Raw genomic sequence first — 14,997 nt, 5'->3', positions numbered from 1 at the left:
GCTTAATTTTGAGCAAGTTGTTGTAAAATTTAGATCTTTATAATGAAACTTACTATGCAGGAGATAAAATTGAGAACCTTGTTAAAAATGTTAGTTGGCGCAAGCTTACTGACACACGCCTTAGTAGCTAAAGAAGAAAGCGCAGCGCCTTCTTGGACAAAAAATTTGTATATGGGATTCAATTACCAAACAGGTTCTATCAATTTAATGACTAATATCCATGAAGTTAGAGAAGTTACTAACTATCAAACCGGTTACACCAATATCATAACTAGCGTTAATAGCGTTAAAAAGCTCACCAACATGGGATCTAATGGGATTGGATTAGTCATGGGTTATAACCACTTTTTCCATCCGGATAAAATCTTGGGCTTGCGCTATTTTGCTTTTTTAGATTGGCAAGGCTATGGCATGAGATACCCTAAAGGTTATTATGGCGGCAATAACATGATCACTTATGGCGTGGGCGTGGATGCGGTGTGGAATTTCTTCCAAGGGAGTTTCTATCAAGATGATATTGGCGTGGATATTGGCGTTTTTGGGGGGATTGCGATTGCGGGGAATAGCTGGTATATTGGCAGTAAAGGGCAGGAATTGTTAGGCATCACTAACAGTAGTGCGGTTGATAACACCTCTTTTCAATTCCTCTTTAACTTTGGCCTCAAGGCTTTATTTGTAGATGAACATGAATTTGAAATCGGCTTTAAATTCCCCACCATTAATAACAAATACTACACTACTGATGCACTCAAGGTTCAAATGCGTAGGGTCTTTGCCTTTTATGTGGGGTATAATTACCACTTCTAAAGGGCTTTTAAAACCCAACGCAACTCCCTAACATCTTTTGGTAATAGCTCTTGGCTTTAAGAATTGTCTCTGTGTCATCGGTTTTTAAAAGCACTTCGTAATTGTTTTCAAAAGCGTTTTTGCTCCAATTCGCTGAGCCTAAAAACACGATCTTATCATCAATGATCGCCACTTTTTGGTGCATGATGCCGTAATAATTCCCGTTTTTAGCCTTAAGCCCTTTCAATAAGCACACTTTCGTGTTAGGGTATTTGTCTAAATAGCCAATAGTGGATTGCTTGTTATTGTGATTGCTTTCATAATCATAAATGATTTGCACCTTAATCCCCCTACTCGCTACGCTTTTAATGGCTCTTGCAATATCTCTGTGCGTGAAACTATAGATAGCGATTTTCACACTCTCTCTGGCGTTACTAATGCCAGAAACTAAAGAATTGAGAGCCTCTTTTTGCTCATAAGGTAAGACAAATAAGCTGTTTTTAGCTTGCAAAACCCCTAAACAGCCCACTAACACACCCACGCCAACGATTTTTTTAAACTTGTTTAACATCAAATGATCCTTATTTTAAATTACACTCTATGATAAAAACAACCAACCAAGTGGATTTTTGATTATAATAAAAGATTTAAAAAAAGCGATAAAAATGGATAGGCTTAAAGAAGCGTTTCTTATCAAATAAGGAGTCCCTAAAATGAAAATGATTCTATTCAACCAAAACCCCATGATCGCAAAACTGCTTGAGAGTGTCTCTAAGAAATTGGAATTATCTATAGAAAATTTTAACCACTATCAAGAGCTGTCCGCACGCCTTAAAAAAGATCCAGAATGGCTTTTGATAGCCGATGATGAATGTTTGGAAAAACTAGATCAAGTGGATTGGCTAGAATTAAAAGAAATCATCTCTCAAAATAAAAACAGCGTGTGTATGTATAAAAAGGGCAATGAAGCGCAGCCCTTTTTAGAGGGCTTTGAGATGAAAATCAAAAAACCTTTTTTACCCACTGAGGTTTTAAAAATCCTTCAAAAAAAGCTTGGTTCTAACATAAGCGAGCTAGAACCTAGCCAGAATTTAGACCCAACTCAAGAAGTTTTAGAAACCAATTGGGACGAATTAGAAAATTTAGGCGATTTAGAAGCCCTAGCCAAAGAAGAGCCTAATAATGAAGAGCAACTACTCCCCACTTTAGATGCGCAAGAAGAAAAAGAAGAGATTAAAGAAGAAGAAAAAGAAGAGGTTAAAAAAGAAGAAAAAGAAGAGATTAAAGAAACGCCGCAAGAAGAAAAGCCTAAAGATGATGAAACGCAAGAGAGTGAAACCCCTAAAGATGAAGAAGTTTCTAAAGAGTTGGAAACGCAAGAAAAATTAGAAATTCCTAAAGAAGAAACGCAAGAAGAAGTTAAGGAAGAGATCAAAGAAGAAGCGCAAGAAGAAGTTAAAGAAGAAACGCAAGAAGAGCAAGTCAAAGAACAAGAGCCAATCAAAGAAGAAACGCAAGAAATTAAAGAGGAAAAACAAGAAGAAACACAAGATTCCCCAAGCGCGCAAGAATTAGAGGCCATGCAAGAATTAGTCAAAGAAATCCAAGAAAACTCTAACGGCCAAGAGAATAAAGAAAAAACGCAAGAAAGCGCAGAAATTCCACAAGATAAAGAAATCCAAGAAGTTGTTACCGAAAAAACCCAAGCGCAAGAATTAGAAATTCCTAAAGAAAAAACGCAAGAAAGCGCAGAAGCTCTCCAAGAAACCCAAGCGCACGAGTTAGAAAAACAAGAAATCGCAGAAACACCGCAAGAAAAAGAAACGCCACAAACCCAAGATGAAAAACCCCAAGAAGACCATTACGAAAGCATTGAAGACATTCCTGAGCCGGTGATGGCTAAAGCGATGGGGGAAGAATTGCCCTTTTTAAATGAAGCCGTTGCAAAAACCCCTAATAGTGAGAACGCCACAGAAACCCCTAAAGAGAGCGATATAAAAACCCCACAAGAAAAAGAAGAAAGCGATAAAACTTCCAGCCCCCTAGAATTGCACTTGAATTTGCAGGATTTATTAAAGAGCCTGAATCAAGAGTCCTTAAAAAGCCTTTTAGAAAACAAGACCTTAAGCATTAAAATCACTTTAGAGGATAAAAAACCTAATGCATAATGATTTTAATTTACTCATCCTTTCAGGCCCTAGCGGAGCGGGTAAAAGCACCCTTACAAAGTATTTGCAAGAAAAAATCCCCAAAACCCATTTTTCCCTTTCCACCACCACGAGGAAGCCTAGAGAGGGCGAAGTTGATGGCTTGCATTATAATTTTGTCAGCGAAGAAGAATTCAAACAAGGCATAGAAAAAGGGCAGTTTTTAGAATGGGCGATCGTGCATAACCACTACTATGGCACTTCTAAAATCCCTGTAGAAAAAGCCTTAAAAGAGGGCAAAATCGTCATTTTTGATATTGATGTGCAAGGGCATGAGATCCTTAAAAAGCATTACCCTAACGCATGCTCTGTGTTTATTAGCACCAAAAACCAAGAGATTTTAAAAGAGCGCTTGCTTTTAAGGGGGACGGATTCTAAAGAGACGATAGAAAAGCGCTTGATCAACGCTTATAAAGAAATGCAGTGCTTGGAGAGCTTTGATTACCTCATCATCAATGAAGATTTAGAAAAATCCAAAGAAATCATCTTAAGCATCGCAAAAACTTTAGTCTATCGCTTAAAAGCGTTTAATTTTGAAAAAATATGCAAGGCTTGGAAAAACGAATCCTTATAAAACCTATCAATTATTTTTTAAAAAAGCTATAATTCAAGAAAAAACCAACCAATAGTTTAAGGAGTAAAATATGGGCGGATTCACAAGCATATGGCATTGGGTCATTGTTTTATTAGTGATTGTGTTGTTGTTTGGGGCTAAAAAGATCCCAGAGTTGGCTAAAGGTTTAGGCAGTGGGATTAAGAATTTCAAAAAAGCCGTGAAAGACGATGAAGAAGAGGCTAAAAACGAGCCAAAAACCCTAGACGCTCAAGCAGCACAAACCAAAGTGCATGAGAGTAGCGAGATTAAAAGCAAACAAGAAAGTTAAACATGCACACTCTCATCAAGGGCGTTTTAGAAGAGATTTTAAAAGAAGAAGTCATTATTGAATACCCTAAAGACAGAGAACATGGGCATTACGCTACGCCCATTGCTTTCAATCTCGCCAAAGTTTTTAAAAAATCGCCCCTAGTTATCGCTGAAGAGTTAGCCCTTAAAATCAGCACACACGAAAAAACTCAAGGGTTTTTTGACAGCGTAGTGGCTTGCAAGGGCTATATCAATTTCACGCTTTCTTTAGATTTTTTGGAGCGTTTCACCCAGAAGGCTTTAAAATTAAAAGAACAATTTGGCTCTCAAGTTAAAAGCGAGCGTTCTCAAAAAATCTTTTTAGAATTTGTGAGCGCTAACCCCACAGGGCCTTTACACATAGGGCATGCTAGAGGAGCGGTGTTTGGCGATAGTTTGGCTAAAATCGCTCGCTTTTTAGGGCATGAAGTTTTGTGCGAATATTATGTCAATGACATGGGTTCTCAAATCCGCTTGTTAGGGCTTTCTGTATGGCTCGCTTACAAAGAACATGTTTTAAAAGAAAGCGTAACTTACCCAGAAGTCTTTTACAAAGGCGAATACATCATTGAGATCGCTAAAAAGGCGAGTAACGATTTAGAGCCAAGCCTTTTTAAAGAAAATAAAGAAACTATTATTGAAGTTTTAAGCGGCTATGCTAAAGATTTAATGCTTTTAGAAATTAAGGATAATTTAGACGCTTTAGGCATTCATTTTGATTCCTATGCGAGCGAAAAAGAAATTTTTAAACATAAAGATGCGGTGTTTGAACGATTAGAAAAAGCGAACGCCCTTTATGAAAAGGATTCTAAAATTTGGCTCAAATCTTCACTCTACCAGGATGAAAGCGATCGGGTACTCATTAAAGAAGATAAAAGCTACACTTATCTAACCGGCGATATTGTCTATCATGATGAAAAATTTAAGCAAAATTACACCAAATATATCAACATTTGGGGGGCAGACCACCACGGCTATATCGCTAGAGTGAAAGCTAGCCTTGAGTTTTTGGGCCATGATTCCAACAAACTTGAAGTCTTACTCGCTCAAATGGTGCGCTTGCTCAAAGATAACGAGCCTTACAAAATGAGCAAAAGAGCGGGTAATTTTATTTTGATTAAAGATGTGATTGATGATGTGGGTAAAGACGCTTTGAGGTTTATTTTTTTAAGCAAACGGCTTGACACCCATTTAGAATTTGATGTCAATACTTTAAAAAAGCAAGACAGCTCAAACCCCATTTACTATATCCATTACGCTAATTCGCGCATCCACACCATGCTAGAAAAATCCCCTTTTTCTAAAGAAGAGGTTTTGCAAACCCCTTTAAAAAATTTAAACGCTGAAGAAAAATACCTGCTTTTTAGCGCTTTAAGCTTGCCTAAAGCAATTGAATCCTCTTTTGAAGAATACGGCTTGCAAAAAATGTGCGAATACGCAAAAACTCTCGCCTCAGAATTCCACCGCTTCTATAACGCTGGCAAAATCTTAGACACCCCTAAAGCTAAGGAGCTTTTAAAAATTTGTTTAATGGTGAGTTTGAGTTTGACTAACGCTTTCAAACTTTTAGGCATAGAAATCAAAACCAAAATTTCCGCTAAAGATTAAGCTAATATTTAATTTTTTGTTATAACATTCCCCTTATTTTTTGAAACTAAGGAGAATATTATGCTTAATCGTATTATAGAACACATGAACGCTCACCATGTTGAAGACATGAAAGGCTTGTTGAAAAAATTTGGGCAAGTCCATCATGCTGAAAATGTCGCCTTTAAAAGCGTGGATTCTCAAGGCATTGTGATTGGTTATAACCACAATCAAACCTTAAGGATTGAATTTAACCACGAAGTTAAAGACCCCAAAGACTACAAAAACGCTATCATTGAATTGTGTCAAAGCGTGGAAAAAACCCATGATTTAAAAGGCGTGGAAGAAGAAGTTAAGGCTTTTAAAGAAAGCTTTGATTCTGTTTGTTTGGCGACCTTACACCCTAGTGGGCATGTGGTATGCTCTTATGCACCTTTAATGACAGATGGCAAACAATACTACATTTATGTGAGCGAAGTGGCTGAGCATTTTGCCGGCCTTAAAAACAACCCCCACAATGTGGAAGTGATGTTTTTAGAAGACGAGAGCAAGGCTAAATCAGCTATTTTGAGGAAACGCTTGCGTTATAAAACCAACGCTCGTTTTATTGAAAGAGGGGCGGAGTTTGACAAAGCGTTTGATTCTTTCATTGAAAAAACCGGTGGTGCTGGGGGCATTAAAACCATTCGTGCCATGCAAGATTTCCATTTGATCGCATTGGATTTCAAAGAAGGGCGTTTTGTGAAAGGCTTTGGTCAAGCTTATGATATTTTAGGCGATAAAATCTCTTATGTTGGGGATAAAGGCAACCCACACAATTTCGCTCACAAGAAATAAATTTTCTCACCCATAAGGGGCAAACGCCCCAAAAGACCGCTTTTTAAAGAGGTTATGGCAAAATCAAGTTCTTTACTATTTAATCTTAAAAAATGCTAAAAGCCTTTTTATGGGCTAACACCACACAAAAAGCATCAAAAACAAAAAAATGACAAAATTTTTCCAAAATGACAAAAAAACGCTTTCATGCTATCCAGTGGTGCTCTTTTTAAGCCTAGCCCATAGTTATTAATCTCTGTTTCAGCAAGATACCGCAAAGAAGCCTTATTCTAGTAGAAGCCTTGTTTTTATGAAGCGCTTTTGAAACAAGCTCTATAACGCTAATAACCAACTCTTTTTTCTCAATCGTGGGGCCTCTTTAATGATACGGGTATTGATAAAAAGGACGCTCCTTAAAAATTTATTCTCATCTCGCTTTTATTATGCACTATCAATTAACAAGTTTCAATATAATATAAGATCTTTTTATAACTTGTCATGTGTTAAGGATCAAAATGCGCGTGTTTGTTTGCTTTTTAGGGGTTTTTGTGTCTAACGGCTTAGCTCGTTTTGGCTATGTGGTTTTAATCCCCCTACTCATTTTATCAGGGAGTTTAACCCCACACCAAAGCTTCCAACTGGGTATTGCGGTGCTAATGGGCTATGTTTTTGGGAGTTTTTTAATCCAATTTTTAAGCCCGTTAATGTCATTAGAAAGCATCGCTAAAATCAGTTTTGGCTTGATCGCTTTGAGTTTTTTAGTCTGTTATTTTGATAGTATCCCTTTCTTTTGGCTTTGGATCTGGCGTTTTATCGCCGGTGTGGCTAGCAGCGCGTTAATGATTTTAGTCGCTCCTCTCTCTTTGCCTTATGTCAAAGAACATAAAAAAGCCTTAGTGGGAGGGCTTATTTTTAGCGCTGTAGGCATTGGATCTGTCTTTAGCGGGTTTGTTCTGCCTTGGATCAGCTCTTATAATATCAAATGGGCATGGATTTTTTTAGGGGGCAGTTGTTTGATAGCCTTTATCCTTTCCTTGGTGGGGTTAAAAACCCGTTCTTTAAGGAAAAAATCCGTTAAAAAAGAAGAAAGCGCGTTTAAAATCCCCTTTCATTTGTGGTTATTGCTCATTTCTTGTGCGCTCAATGCGATTGGTTTTTTACCACACACGCTTTTTTGGGTGGATTATTTGATCCGTCATTTAAATATCTCCCCCACTATCGCTGGAACTTCATGGGCGTTTTTTGGCTTTGGAGCCACGCTTGGCTCTTTAATCAGCGGTCCCATGGCTCAAAAGCTAGGGGCTAAAAATGCCAATATCTTTATCCTTATTTTAAAATCTATCGCATGCTTTTTACCCATTTTTTTCCACCAAATCTCTTTACTCAATTTGAGCATCTTTATAATGGGAGCGGCCACAACCGCCAATATCAATTTATTCAGCATGATGGCTTTAAAAATTGCAGGCGCCAAGCATTTCGCTCAAGCGTCTTCGTGGGTGGTGTTTTCTTTTGGCATTTTCCAAGCGCTTTTCTCGTATCTTTTTACGATCTTTTTAGGGGATTTGGGCTATGTTTTGATTTTTGTTATTTGTGGGGTGTGTTTGGTTTTAAGCTTCATCGTTCTTTTCCCCATTAAAATGCAAACAGCTACCAATAAATAGAAAAATTATGGGGTTTCAAAACCCTTGATGCCGAGAAAATCCTTAAAACCCTTTAAGGAATTTAAGATTTTTTCACGCTCTAAATGACGCATGATAAAAACGAGATTAGAGCCGTTTTGATCCTTTAAAATATGCTTAGGCGGGTAAATGACATGCATCACGCCGTTAATACTCACCAAAAGATCGCTTCCAATGTCAATAATCCCCTTGATGCGTAAAATCTGTGTGCCGTATTGATGCAATAACAAACTCAGCCAAATCCCAAACGCGCTCCACTCCATCGTGCCTTCAAACCTGATGCTTAAAGTCTCAAAGCCTTGCGAGTGTGAATCTTTTGGCATTCTTGGCATAAAATTTCGCGCTCTATTTTTGCGTGAAAAGAGACTCTCATAGTCTATCACCCTCTTGTCAAAAATTTCTGCACTAGGGTTAAGGGCTTGTATCCGCTCTTTTAATTTGATTAAAGCCCTGCTGTCGTTTTGTAAATCCGTTTTGGTCAATAAAACGCTATCAGCAAAAACGATTTGCTCTTTAGCTTCATTGTTGGTTAAATGCGTTTTAGCATTCAAAACATCCACGCAAGCCACCACGCTTTGAATCTCAAAATGCGCCCCTAAAAAAACATCGCTCAAAATCGTCCATAAAATCGGTGCCGGGTTGGCTAAACCGGTGGTTTCAATGACGATGCGCTTTAGAATTTCGCCACGCCATTCATAGTTGTTGAGCGTGGCTTTTAGAGACTCCACTAAATCTAAGCGTTTGTTGCAACACACGCACCCTGCGTTAAGATAGAGCATTTTTTCACCGCAATATTGAACGCTTAAGATGCGTTGATCCAAGGCGGCTTGACCGATTTCATTGATGATAAGAGCGACGCCTTGGTGATCTATTTGGTTTAAATATTCGCTTAAAAAACTCGTTTTACCGCTGCCTAAAAAACCGGTGATGAGCGTGATAGGGATTTTGGGCATCAGTGAGTGGCGTGTGTCTGTTGGTTTAAAAACGCTAATAAATTAGAATCTAGTGCGTCCATCTCTTTTTTGGCTAATTTTTGCGCCTTACCCCACAAATCGCCTAAATCATTCACGATCACGCTCTGCCCTTTTTTATCGCACAGCACAAATTTCGCACCTTGCCAATCATTAATTTTTAGCCCATAAAACGCCAGAATTTGGTTGAGCAATCCCACTCGTTTGAGCCGCGCTCTTTTGCGTTCTCTAGCGTTTTCATTCGCGCTAATAAACGCATTTGGCTCTCTCAAATTTTCATCAATCCCATAACTATCGCTCCCATAATTTTCATCACTCCAATGAAAAGAACTGATAAGTTCCCCGCATAAAACGCACATCTTCCAACCTTTTAATCAAACGCCAAAAATCTTTTGGCGTTATCGCTATTTTTTTCTAGGGTTTCGTTTTAAGAAATCATCAGCGATTTCATTGAATGTTACCCAACGCACGCCTTCGTGCTTGTTGATATGCTCAATGATTTTTTCATGCATGAGCAACACTTGCGGACGGGCACTCACATCAGGGTGGATTGTCATGCTAAACACCGCATAATCCATCTCACGATAAACCCAATCAAATTGATCGATCCACATTTGTCCTATATCGTGCGGGCTTACAAAACCAAAGCTATTGGGGGATTTTTTGATAAACATCATCGGCGGTAAATCGTCCAAATACCAGTTCGCAGGGATTTCCACCAAATTTGTTTCCACCCCACGGATTAAAGGCTTCATCCAATCCTTAGCTTCCAAACTATAATCAATCTTGCTCCAACTATCCCCCACGCGCACATAATAGGGCGTGAAATCATTGTGCATGAGCGAGTGGTCGTATTTGAAGCCGTGTTTTAAAAGCAATTCATTAGTGATATTAGAAAACTCCCACCACGGCGCCACATAGCCTGTGGGGGCTTTGCCGGTGAGATCTTTAATCAACTCAACGCTTTTTAACAAAACATCTTCTTCTTGCTTGGCCGTCATAGCGATAGGGTTTTCATGCGAATACCCATGCGCGCCCACTTCATGCCCTGCATCCACGATCATTTTCATTTGTTCAGGGAAAGTTTCAATAGAATGCCCAGGCGCAAACCAAGTCGCAGGGAGATGGTATTTTTTAAACAATTTCAAAAGCCGTGGGATCCCCACTTCACCCGCAAAAAGCCCGCGCGAAATATCATCAGGCGAATCCTCCCCACCATAGCTCCCTAGCCAACCAGCCACCGCATCAATATCCACGCCATAAGCCACTAAAATTTCTTTTGCCATAATCGCTCCTTTTTAAGTGAGTTTTCCAAACCCCTTTTTGGTGAGTTTGGTGTCAAAATCTTGTAAATAAGGGATTTTTTGGCGTTGCAGTGCCACTTCGTTTAAATCCATTTCAGCGATAATGACTTCATTAAGCTTGGTGGCTTGTGCAATGATTTTCCCATTGGGCGCGATGATTCTTGAATCGCCGGCAAACTCTAGCGTTTGTTTTAATTTAGCGTTAGTTTCTTCCCCACTATGATTGCACGCGCACACAAAACAGCCATTTTCTAACGCTCTGGCTTTGCTCAATAAATCCCAATTATAAGCCCTAGCTTTGCCAAACGCGCTAGGATAGATTAAAATCTCAGCCCCTTGTAACGCTAAAAGATTCGCGCCCACGCAAAAGCCGATTTCATAGCAAATTTGCAAACCCACTTTCGCGCTAAAATCCCCAAAATCCAGTGTAAAAACCTCGTATTTTTTACCCCTTTTGAAGCGCGATTTTTCATCGCCCCACAAATAAACCTTGCGGTGTTTTCCAATGATTCCGCCTTTTGGCGGAATGATATAAGCGCTGTCGTAGAGTTTTTTATTCGTTTTTTCAATGCTACACGCCACTAAATGCACTTTATTAGACTTTGCAAAATCGCTTAACGCGCTCAACGACTCGTTTTTCAGCTTGCCATGCTCTATCGCTTTAAAATCTATCCCAAACTCCGCGTCTTTATCATTCACGCAATAACCGCTGTCAAACAATTCCGGTAAAACAATGAGATTCGCACCTTTGTCGTGGGCTTCTTTAGCTAGACTGATCGCTAATTGCAGGTTTTCATTTAAGGCGTAGGGTTTGGATTGCATTTGAATCACGGCGGTTTTTAGGATTCTTTTAGCAGGATTTGTTGTTTTCAAGATCCACTCCCATTTTTATTTTTATTGTATAGGATCAGAAATTAAAAGAAAATTAAAGGGGTTAAAATCCACAGGAGTTTGTGTCAAAACTTACCATTATTATTTAAAAATCGTAATAACGCGCTAGAGAGCGAGCTCACAAACACGCCGATAAGAAACGACAATCCGTTAAAAAGATGCAAGAATAAAAGCGCTCCTAAAATGCCTAGTAAAACCCCATACCCCCCTAAACGCCACACATTGAAAGACATTTCCAAGCCCAGGGCGAATTTTTGGAATTTTTGCTTTTCTTCTTTTTCTCCTGAATTTTGTTTCCTTAAATCCAAACGCTTTTTAACGCCGTAATACGAAGACAACGCCACGATAAAAAACCCCAAAAACCCCCCTTCAAAATTCAAAACCCCTTGAAATGCTTGGAAAAAATAAACGATAATCGCGCTAACTATATTGATAAAAAGTAAAATAAGCAAGCATTGGACTTGACACATGGGCTTTTATGGTATTTATTTTGTTTTGTTTTGTGTGTATTTAGGGTCTTTGGCTAGTTCTTCATAATCTTTTTGCATGTTTTTATAAGCTTTATAGACATTGAGAAAGCTCGCTAACACGCCCCAAATAACCCCAAGCCAAAAAAGCCACGGAATGTGAGTGAGTTTTTTAAGCCCATAGCCTATAGCCACGCCCATAAGGATCGCTACCACCATAGAAAGCCCCAAGCTCAAATAATTCGCCCCCTCTATGAATTTATAATACTTTGGCTTTTTCAAAAATTCACACGCCCTTTATGATTTCATCAAAACTTTCATCAGCCTTTGCAACCGCTAAATCAATCATCTCTTCAGTCATAGGCTCACAAATAAAGCCGGTTTCAAAGCTTGAACATGCCAAATACACGCCTTTAAAGAGCATTTTTTGGTGGAATTTCGCAAACATTTCTGTATCGCTTTTTAAAGCGTCATCAAAATCGCACACCGCATTTTCGTTAAAGAAAAAGCCAAACATGCTCCCTCTGTTGAGCGTCTCTAAAGCGATGTTATAGCTTTGAGCGCTCTTTTTTAAACCTTGAGTCAAACGAACGGCTAAAGCGTCTAAGCGGGTATAAAGGGTTTTGTCTCTTTTGATTTTATAAAGCGCACTCAACCCCGCGCACACCGCTAGGGGGTTACCGCTTAAAGTGCCTGCTTGATACACCCCTCCAATGGGCGAAAGCAAGTCCATAATTTCCGCACGCCCCCCAAAACACGCCAAAGGAAGCCCCGCGCCTATCACCTTACCAAAGGTTACCAAATCCGGCACCACGCCATAAAATTCTTGCGAACCGCTCAAACTCGCTCTAAACCCGCTCATCACTTCATCTAAAATCAGCACCGCTTGGTATTTTTCACACAAGGCCTTTAAGCCTAGTAAAAACTCTTTTTGAGCCGGCACTAACCCCATATTCCCAGCAATGGGTTCAATGATGACACAACCCACATCGCCTTTTTTAAAGCATTCTTCTGTGGAGTTCAAGTCGTTATAACGAGCCACTAGAGTGTGTTTGCTAAAATCGTTCGGCACGCCTAAAGAAGAAGGCGATCCAAAAGTGGCGCACCCGCTACCCGCTTTCACCAATAAGGAGTCGCTATGCCCATGGTAGCACCCTTCAAACTTGATCAAATCGTCTTTTTGGCTATAAGCTCTAGCGAGTCGTATCGCGCTCATGGTCGCTTCCGTGCCGCTACTCACTAAACGCACCTTATCTAAGCCTTCATAACAAGAAATGATTTCCTTAGCTAAAGTGGTTTCTAACTCTGTGGGAGCGCCAAAAGAAGTGCCTTTTTTTAATGCATTAATAATATTTTCTTCAATTTCTTCATCAGCATGCCCAAAAATCAAAGGCCCCCAGCTTTGCACAAAATCTATATAATGGTTGTTATCCACATCATAAAGATACGCCCCCTTACCTTTTAAAATAAAGGGGGGAGTGCCTTTAACGCTCTTAAACGCTCTCACAGGCGAATTGACCCCCCCAGCGATCACCTGCTTAGCTTCATTAAAATCATTAATGCTGTGCAACAACTCCATGATTTTACATTATCCCTTAATCATGCTTTCAAATTGGATTTCCACCTGCGACCAAGTCAAGCCCTCATGAAAACTCTCGCATCGTTTGGCCAAGCTCGCTAATTCGTTTTTCAAGCCAAAATTCAACAAATCCAAGACCCCTTTAACCACGAGCTTATCACCAGCAATCGTGTATTGCATAGGCACTTTCACCAGCTTTTCATTCATCCTCACATAAGCCGTAAGAGAACCTTCATGATCGCCTTCTATCACATTTCTAAAAGTTACTTTAATATTAGTGTTTTTAAAAAGAGCGAAAAAAGCTTCTTTAACGTTTTTGTTTTTAGTGTCATCGCCTAAATTGACTTTCAGGCTATCCATGCTTGCACTCGCTCCCTCTAAAAGGGTTTTTAAACTATCTTGAGATTTACCCAGTTTATAAGTGATGCTTTCAAAACTCCCATTTACTGGTGTTTTAGCCTTAGTTTTAAAGGCTGTCCATGTTAGCTTAGCCGAAGATAAATCCAAATTCACCGCTTGCAAAAACCCTGCTAGTAAAACCGATACCAAAACCATTTTTTTCATTCATTATCCTTTAATGTGGTCTTATCAATAACGCTTATTATTTTAGTGTAAACAAGCACGCTTACAACTAAAACGATTCATTTTGATAATCATTTGCACTCTAAAGACGACTCAAGAGATACAATTGCATTTATTTTAAACTCTTTTTGTAAATAATGCTGACTGAAACAAACTTTCTGAACCATTCATAAAAAGGTTAAAGTGCATGGCTATCGCTATCATCTTGAATACAAAACAATTCATGGCGATCGGAGTTTCAGCCTGAAACCATCTTCATGTAAATCGCCTTGCTTTAAAAGCTCATTTGCGCTAGGGCTAGAATAATGCTTGGCTAAAATAATGAAATAGGCGTTGTTATGCACCCCGATAAGGTTAGGCTGGAAATAAGGGAAAGTTTCAGGGTTTAAAATCCATGTTGCAACTTTGTTATACGCCACAGAGAGCCTTTTGCCGGCTCCACTACCCCACAAATCATACCCGTTCTCAAAAAGTAATTCGCCTGATACAGTTAGCGCAAGAAGCGCAAAATTGGTATAAGCTATCCCCTTAATGCCCTTTGTAGGGCCGCCATGATAATCGCTCGTATCGCTCCTAGTGATCGCGCTAGCAATAACCCCATTCTCATCTATGGCTTTAAACACCCACTCCTGCCACCGATTAGTGCTGTTTTGCAAAAGGGCATGATCGTCTAATGCTAGTGCAGAACTCACATCAAAGAGAATGCCCCACGCCCCATGGTTAGTGTTAAGAGCTGATTGAGAATACTGGCGCATCCGCTTAATGAAATCTTCATATTCTGGGCTAGGAAACGCCTTTTTGACAAACCAATAAGCCATGTTCATATAAGGCATGTAAAAATTGATATTATCCTCGCTCTGATAAGTGTCTACGCTTTGAAGCTCTTTAGCCCAAGCGTTTAAAATTTCTATAGCTTTTAAGCCGTATTGCTTATTCTTACTCACCAAATAACCTAGCGCTAAGTCATAGGACATGAGAGCGGATTTTTTAAAACTCTTTGTGCATTTATCAGGCTCTCTAACCCCGGTAGAAGTGTAGTGTTTTGATGCGTTAAGTTGCGCACATGGCTGTATTGTTTGGGAGAGCTTTTTATCAAGATGGAGTTTTTGGGGCAAATCTCTAGATTTAAAATCCCTAAAAAAGTAATCTTGCTCAGCGTAAGCTTGAACGCAAACGCAAACAAACATGAATGATAAAAACAAAACAAATCTTTTCATTCCACGC

The 14,997-nt window shown here is 39.4% G+C and carries 17 protein-coding genes; 7 read left to right on the top strand and 10 right to left on the bottom strand.

What is annotated here, in order from left to right:
* Positions 1 to 69 precede the first annotated feature (69 nt).
* Complete coding sequence (locus EAL49_RS01020) at positions 70 to 807, top strand: outer membrane protein (RefSeq protein WP_014419594.1); 738 nt, start codon at positions 70 to 72, stop codon at positions 805 to 807.
* 7 nt (positions 808 to 814) lie between these two features.
* Here EAL49_RS01020 and EAL49_RS01015 read toward each other — a convergent pair whose 3' ends face one another.
* The gene (locus EAL49_RS01015) at positions 815 to 1,357 is read right to left on the bottom strand and encodes a phospholipase D-like domain-containing protein (protein WP_120828284.1); all 543 of its coding nucleotides are present in this window, start codon (positions 1,355 to 1,357) and stop codon (positions 815 to 817) included.
* 142 nt (positions 1,358 to 1,499) lie between these two features.
* Here EAL49_RS01015 and EAL49_RS01010 point away from each other — a divergent pair, with 142 nt between their 5' ends.
* The 6 genes from EAL49_RS01010 (at position 1,500) to EAL49_RS00980 (ending at position 7,961) form a co-directional block, all read left to right on the top strand.
* Positions 1,500 to 2,954 carry a hypothetical protein gene (locus tag EAL49_RS01010; RefSeq protein WP_120828282.1) on the top strand — a complete coding sequence of 485 codons (1,455 nt, stop codon included), beginning with the start codon at positions 1,500 to 1,502 and terminating at the stop codon, positions 2,952 to 2,954.
* Positions 2,947 to 3,567 (top strand): guanylate kinase, encoded by a 621-nt coding sequence (gene gmk, locus EAL49_RS01005; RefSeq protein ID WP_000551231.1) that lies wholly within the window; start codon positions 2,947 to 2,949, stop codon positions 3,565 to 3,567. Before EAL49_RS01010 ends, gmk begins: the two co-directional genes overlap by 8 nt.
* A 70-nt stretch (positions 3,568 to 3,637) precedes the next feature.
* A complete protein-coding gene (gene tatA, locus EAL49_RS01000) occupies positions 3,638 to 3,877 on the top strand; it encodes a twin-arginine translocase TatA/TatE family subunit (RefSeq protein WP_000508576.1) in 240 nt (79 codons plus the stop codon).
* 2 nt (positions 3,878 to 3,879) lie between these two features.
* Positions 3,880 to 5,505, top strand: coding sequence for an arginine--tRNA ligase (gene argS, locus EAL49_RS00995; RefSeq protein ID WP_120828280.1), 1,626 nt, complete (start codon positions 3,880 to 3,882; stop codon positions 5,503 to 5,505).
* A gap of 60 nt (positions 5,506 to 5,565) precedes the next feature.
* Positions 5,566 to 6,321: a HugZ family heme oxygenase gene (locus EAL49_RS00990; RefSeq protein WP_120828278.1), complete on the top strand. Its 756-nt coding sequence runs from the start codon at positions 5,566 to 5,568 to the stop codon at positions 6,319 to 6,321.
* A 494-nt stretch (positions 6,322 to 6,815) separates the two neighbouring features.
* Positions 6,816 to 7,961, top strand: coding sequence for a YbfB/YjiJ family MFS transporter (locus EAL49_RS00980; protein WP_001263617.1), 1,146 nt, complete (start codon positions 6,816 to 6,818; stop codon positions 7,959 to 7,961).
* Between the two features lie 5 nt (positions 7,962 to 7,966).
* Here the strand turns inward: EAL49_RS00980 and EAL49_RS00975 are convergent, their stop codons facing one another.
* The 9 genes from EAL49_RS00975 to EAL49_RS00935 all read right to left on the bottom strand — a co-directional run bounded on the left by EAL49_RS00975 (position 7,967) and on the right by EAL49_RS00935 (position 14,990).
* Positions 7,967 to 8,932 (bottom strand): CobW family GTP-binding protein, encoded by a 966-nt coding sequence (locus EAL49_RS00975; RefSeq protein ID WP_120828276.1) that lies wholly within the window; start codon positions 8,930 to 8,932, stop codon positions 7,967 to 7,969.
* A complete protein-coding gene (locus EAL49_RS00970; RefSeq protein ID WP_120828274.1) occupies positions 8,932 to 9,309 on the bottom strand; it encodes a hypothetical protein in 378 nt (125 codons plus the stop codon). The genes EAL49_RS00975 and EAL49_RS00970 overlap by 1 nt, the downstream gene beginning before the upstream one ends.
* A 45-nt stretch (positions 9,310 to 9,354) precedes the next feature.
* A complete protein-coding gene (locus tag EAL49_RS00965) occupies positions 9,355 to 10,236 on the bottom strand; it encodes a polysaccharide deacetylase family protein (protein WP_108368646.1) in 882 nt (293 codons plus the stop codon).
* A 12-nt stretch (positions 10,237 to 10,248) separates the two neighbouring features.
* Positions 10,249 to 11,127 (bottom strand): carbon-nitrogen hydrolase family protein, encoded by an 879-nt coding sequence (locus EAL49_RS00960; protein WP_120828272.1) that lies wholly within the window; start codon positions 11,125 to 11,127, stop codon positions 10,249 to 10,251.
* 83 nt (positions 11,128 to 11,210) lie between these two features.
* Positions 11,211 to 11,615 carry a hypothetical protein gene (locus EAL49_RS00955; RefSeq protein WP_120828270.1) on the bottom strand — a complete coding sequence of 135 codons (405 nt, stop codon included), beginning with the start codon at positions 11,613 to 11,615 and terminating at the stop codon, positions 11,211 to 11,213.
* 15 nt (positions 11,616 to 11,630) lie between these two features.
* On the bottom strand, positions 11,631 to 11,894 hold the full coding sequence (locus EAL49_RS00950) for an AtpZ/AtpI family protein (protein ID WP_000743083.1): 264 nt from the start codon (positions 11,892 to 11,894) through the stop codon (positions 11,631 to 11,633).
* 4 nt (positions 11,895 to 11,898) lie between these two features.
* On the bottom strand, positions 11,899 to 13,191 hold the full coding sequence (hemL, locus tag EAL49_RS00945; RefSeq protein WP_120828268.1) for a glutamate-1-semialdehyde 2,1-aminomutase: 1,293 nt from the start codon (positions 13,189 to 13,191) through the stop codon (positions 11,899 to 11,901).
* 9 nt (positions 13,192 to 13,200) lie between these two features.
* Positions 13,201 to 13,755, bottom strand: coding sequence for a YceI family protein (locus EAL49_RS00940; RefSeq protein WP_000738960.1), 555 nt, complete (start codon positions 13,753 to 13,755; stop codon positions 13,201 to 13,203).
* 239 nt (positions 13,756 to 13,994) lie between these two features.
* Positions 13,995 to 14,990, bottom strand: a complete 996-nt coding sequence (locus EAL49_RS00935; protein WP_120828266.1) for an alginate lyase family protein — start codon at positions 14,988 to 14,990, stop codon at positions 13,995 to 13,997.
* Between the last annotated feature and the right edge of the window lie 7 nt (positions 14,991 to 14,997).

This window comes from Helicobacter pylori (assembly GCF_003637665.1).
Taxonomy (GTDB): Bacteria; Campylobacterota; Campylobacteria; order Campylobacterales; family Helicobacteraceae; genus Helicobacter; species Helicobacter pylori_CK.
The sequence above is the reverse complement of the archived record's forward strand: the minus strand, read 5'-3'. Positions and strand labels throughout refer to the sequence as shown.

What these genes read in the sequence shown, in the direction of transcription:
- EAL49_RS00970 (WP_120828274.1), bottom strand. Translation starts at nt 9,309, where the DNA reads ATGTGCGTTTTATGCGGGGAACTTATCAGTTCTTTTCATTGGAGTGAT.
- EAL49_RS00940 (WP_000738960.1), bottom strand. Translation starts at nt 13,755, where the DNA reads ATGAAAAAAATGGTTTTGGTATCGGTTTTACTAGCAGGGTTTTTGCAA.
- EAL49_RS00990 (WP_120828278.1), top strand. Translation starts at nt 5,566, where the DNA reads ATGCTTAATCGTATTATAGAACACATGAACGCTCACCATGTTGAAGAC.
- EAL49_RS00975 (WP_120828276.1), bottom strand. Translation starts at nt 8,932, where the DNA reads ATGCCCAAAATCCCTATCACGCTCATCACCGGTTTTTTAGGCAGCGGT.
- gmk (WP_000551231.1), top strand. Translation starts at nt 2,947, where the DNA reads ATGCATAATGATTTTAATTTACTCATCCTTTCAGGCCCTAGCGGAGCG.
- argS (WP_120828280.1), top strand. Translation starts at nt 3,880, where the DNA reads ATGCACACTCTCATCAAGGGCGTTTTAGAAGAGATTTTAAAAGAAGAA.
- EAL49_RS00955 (WP_120828270.1), bottom strand. Translation starts at nt 11,615, where the DNA reads ATGTGTCAAGTCCAATGCTTGCTTATTTTACTTTTTATCAATATAGTT.
- EAL49_RS00980 (WP_001263617.1), top strand. Translation starts at nt 6,816, where the DNA reads ATGCGCGTGTTTGTTTGCTTTTTAGGGGTTTTTGTGTCTAACGGCTTA.
- EAL49_RS01015 (WP_120828284.1), bottom strand. Translation starts at nt 1,357, where the DNA reads ATGTTAAACAAGTTTAAAAAAATCGTTGGCGTGGGTGTGTTAGTGGGC.
- tatA (WP_000508576.1), top strand. Translation starts at nt 3,638, where the DNA reads ATGGGCGGATTCACAAGCATATGGCATTGGGTCATTGTTTTATTAGTG.
- EAL49_RS00935 (WP_120828266.1), bottom strand. Translation starts at nt 14,990, where the DNA reads ATGAAAAGATTTGTTTTGTTTTTATCATTCATGTTTGTTTGCGTTTGC.
- EAL49_RS01010 (WP_120828282.1), top strand. Translation starts at nt 1,500, where the DNA reads ATGAAAATGATTCTATTCAACCAAAACCCCATGATCGCAAAACTGCTT.
- EAL49_RS00965 (WP_108368646.1), bottom strand. Translation starts at nt 10,236, where the DNA reads ATGGCAAAAGAAATTTTAGTGGCTTATGGCGTGGATATTGATGCGGTG.
- hemL (WP_120828268.1), bottom strand. Translation starts at nt 13,191, where the DNA reads ATGGAGTTGTTGCACAGCATTAATGATTTTAATGAAGCTAAGCAGGTG.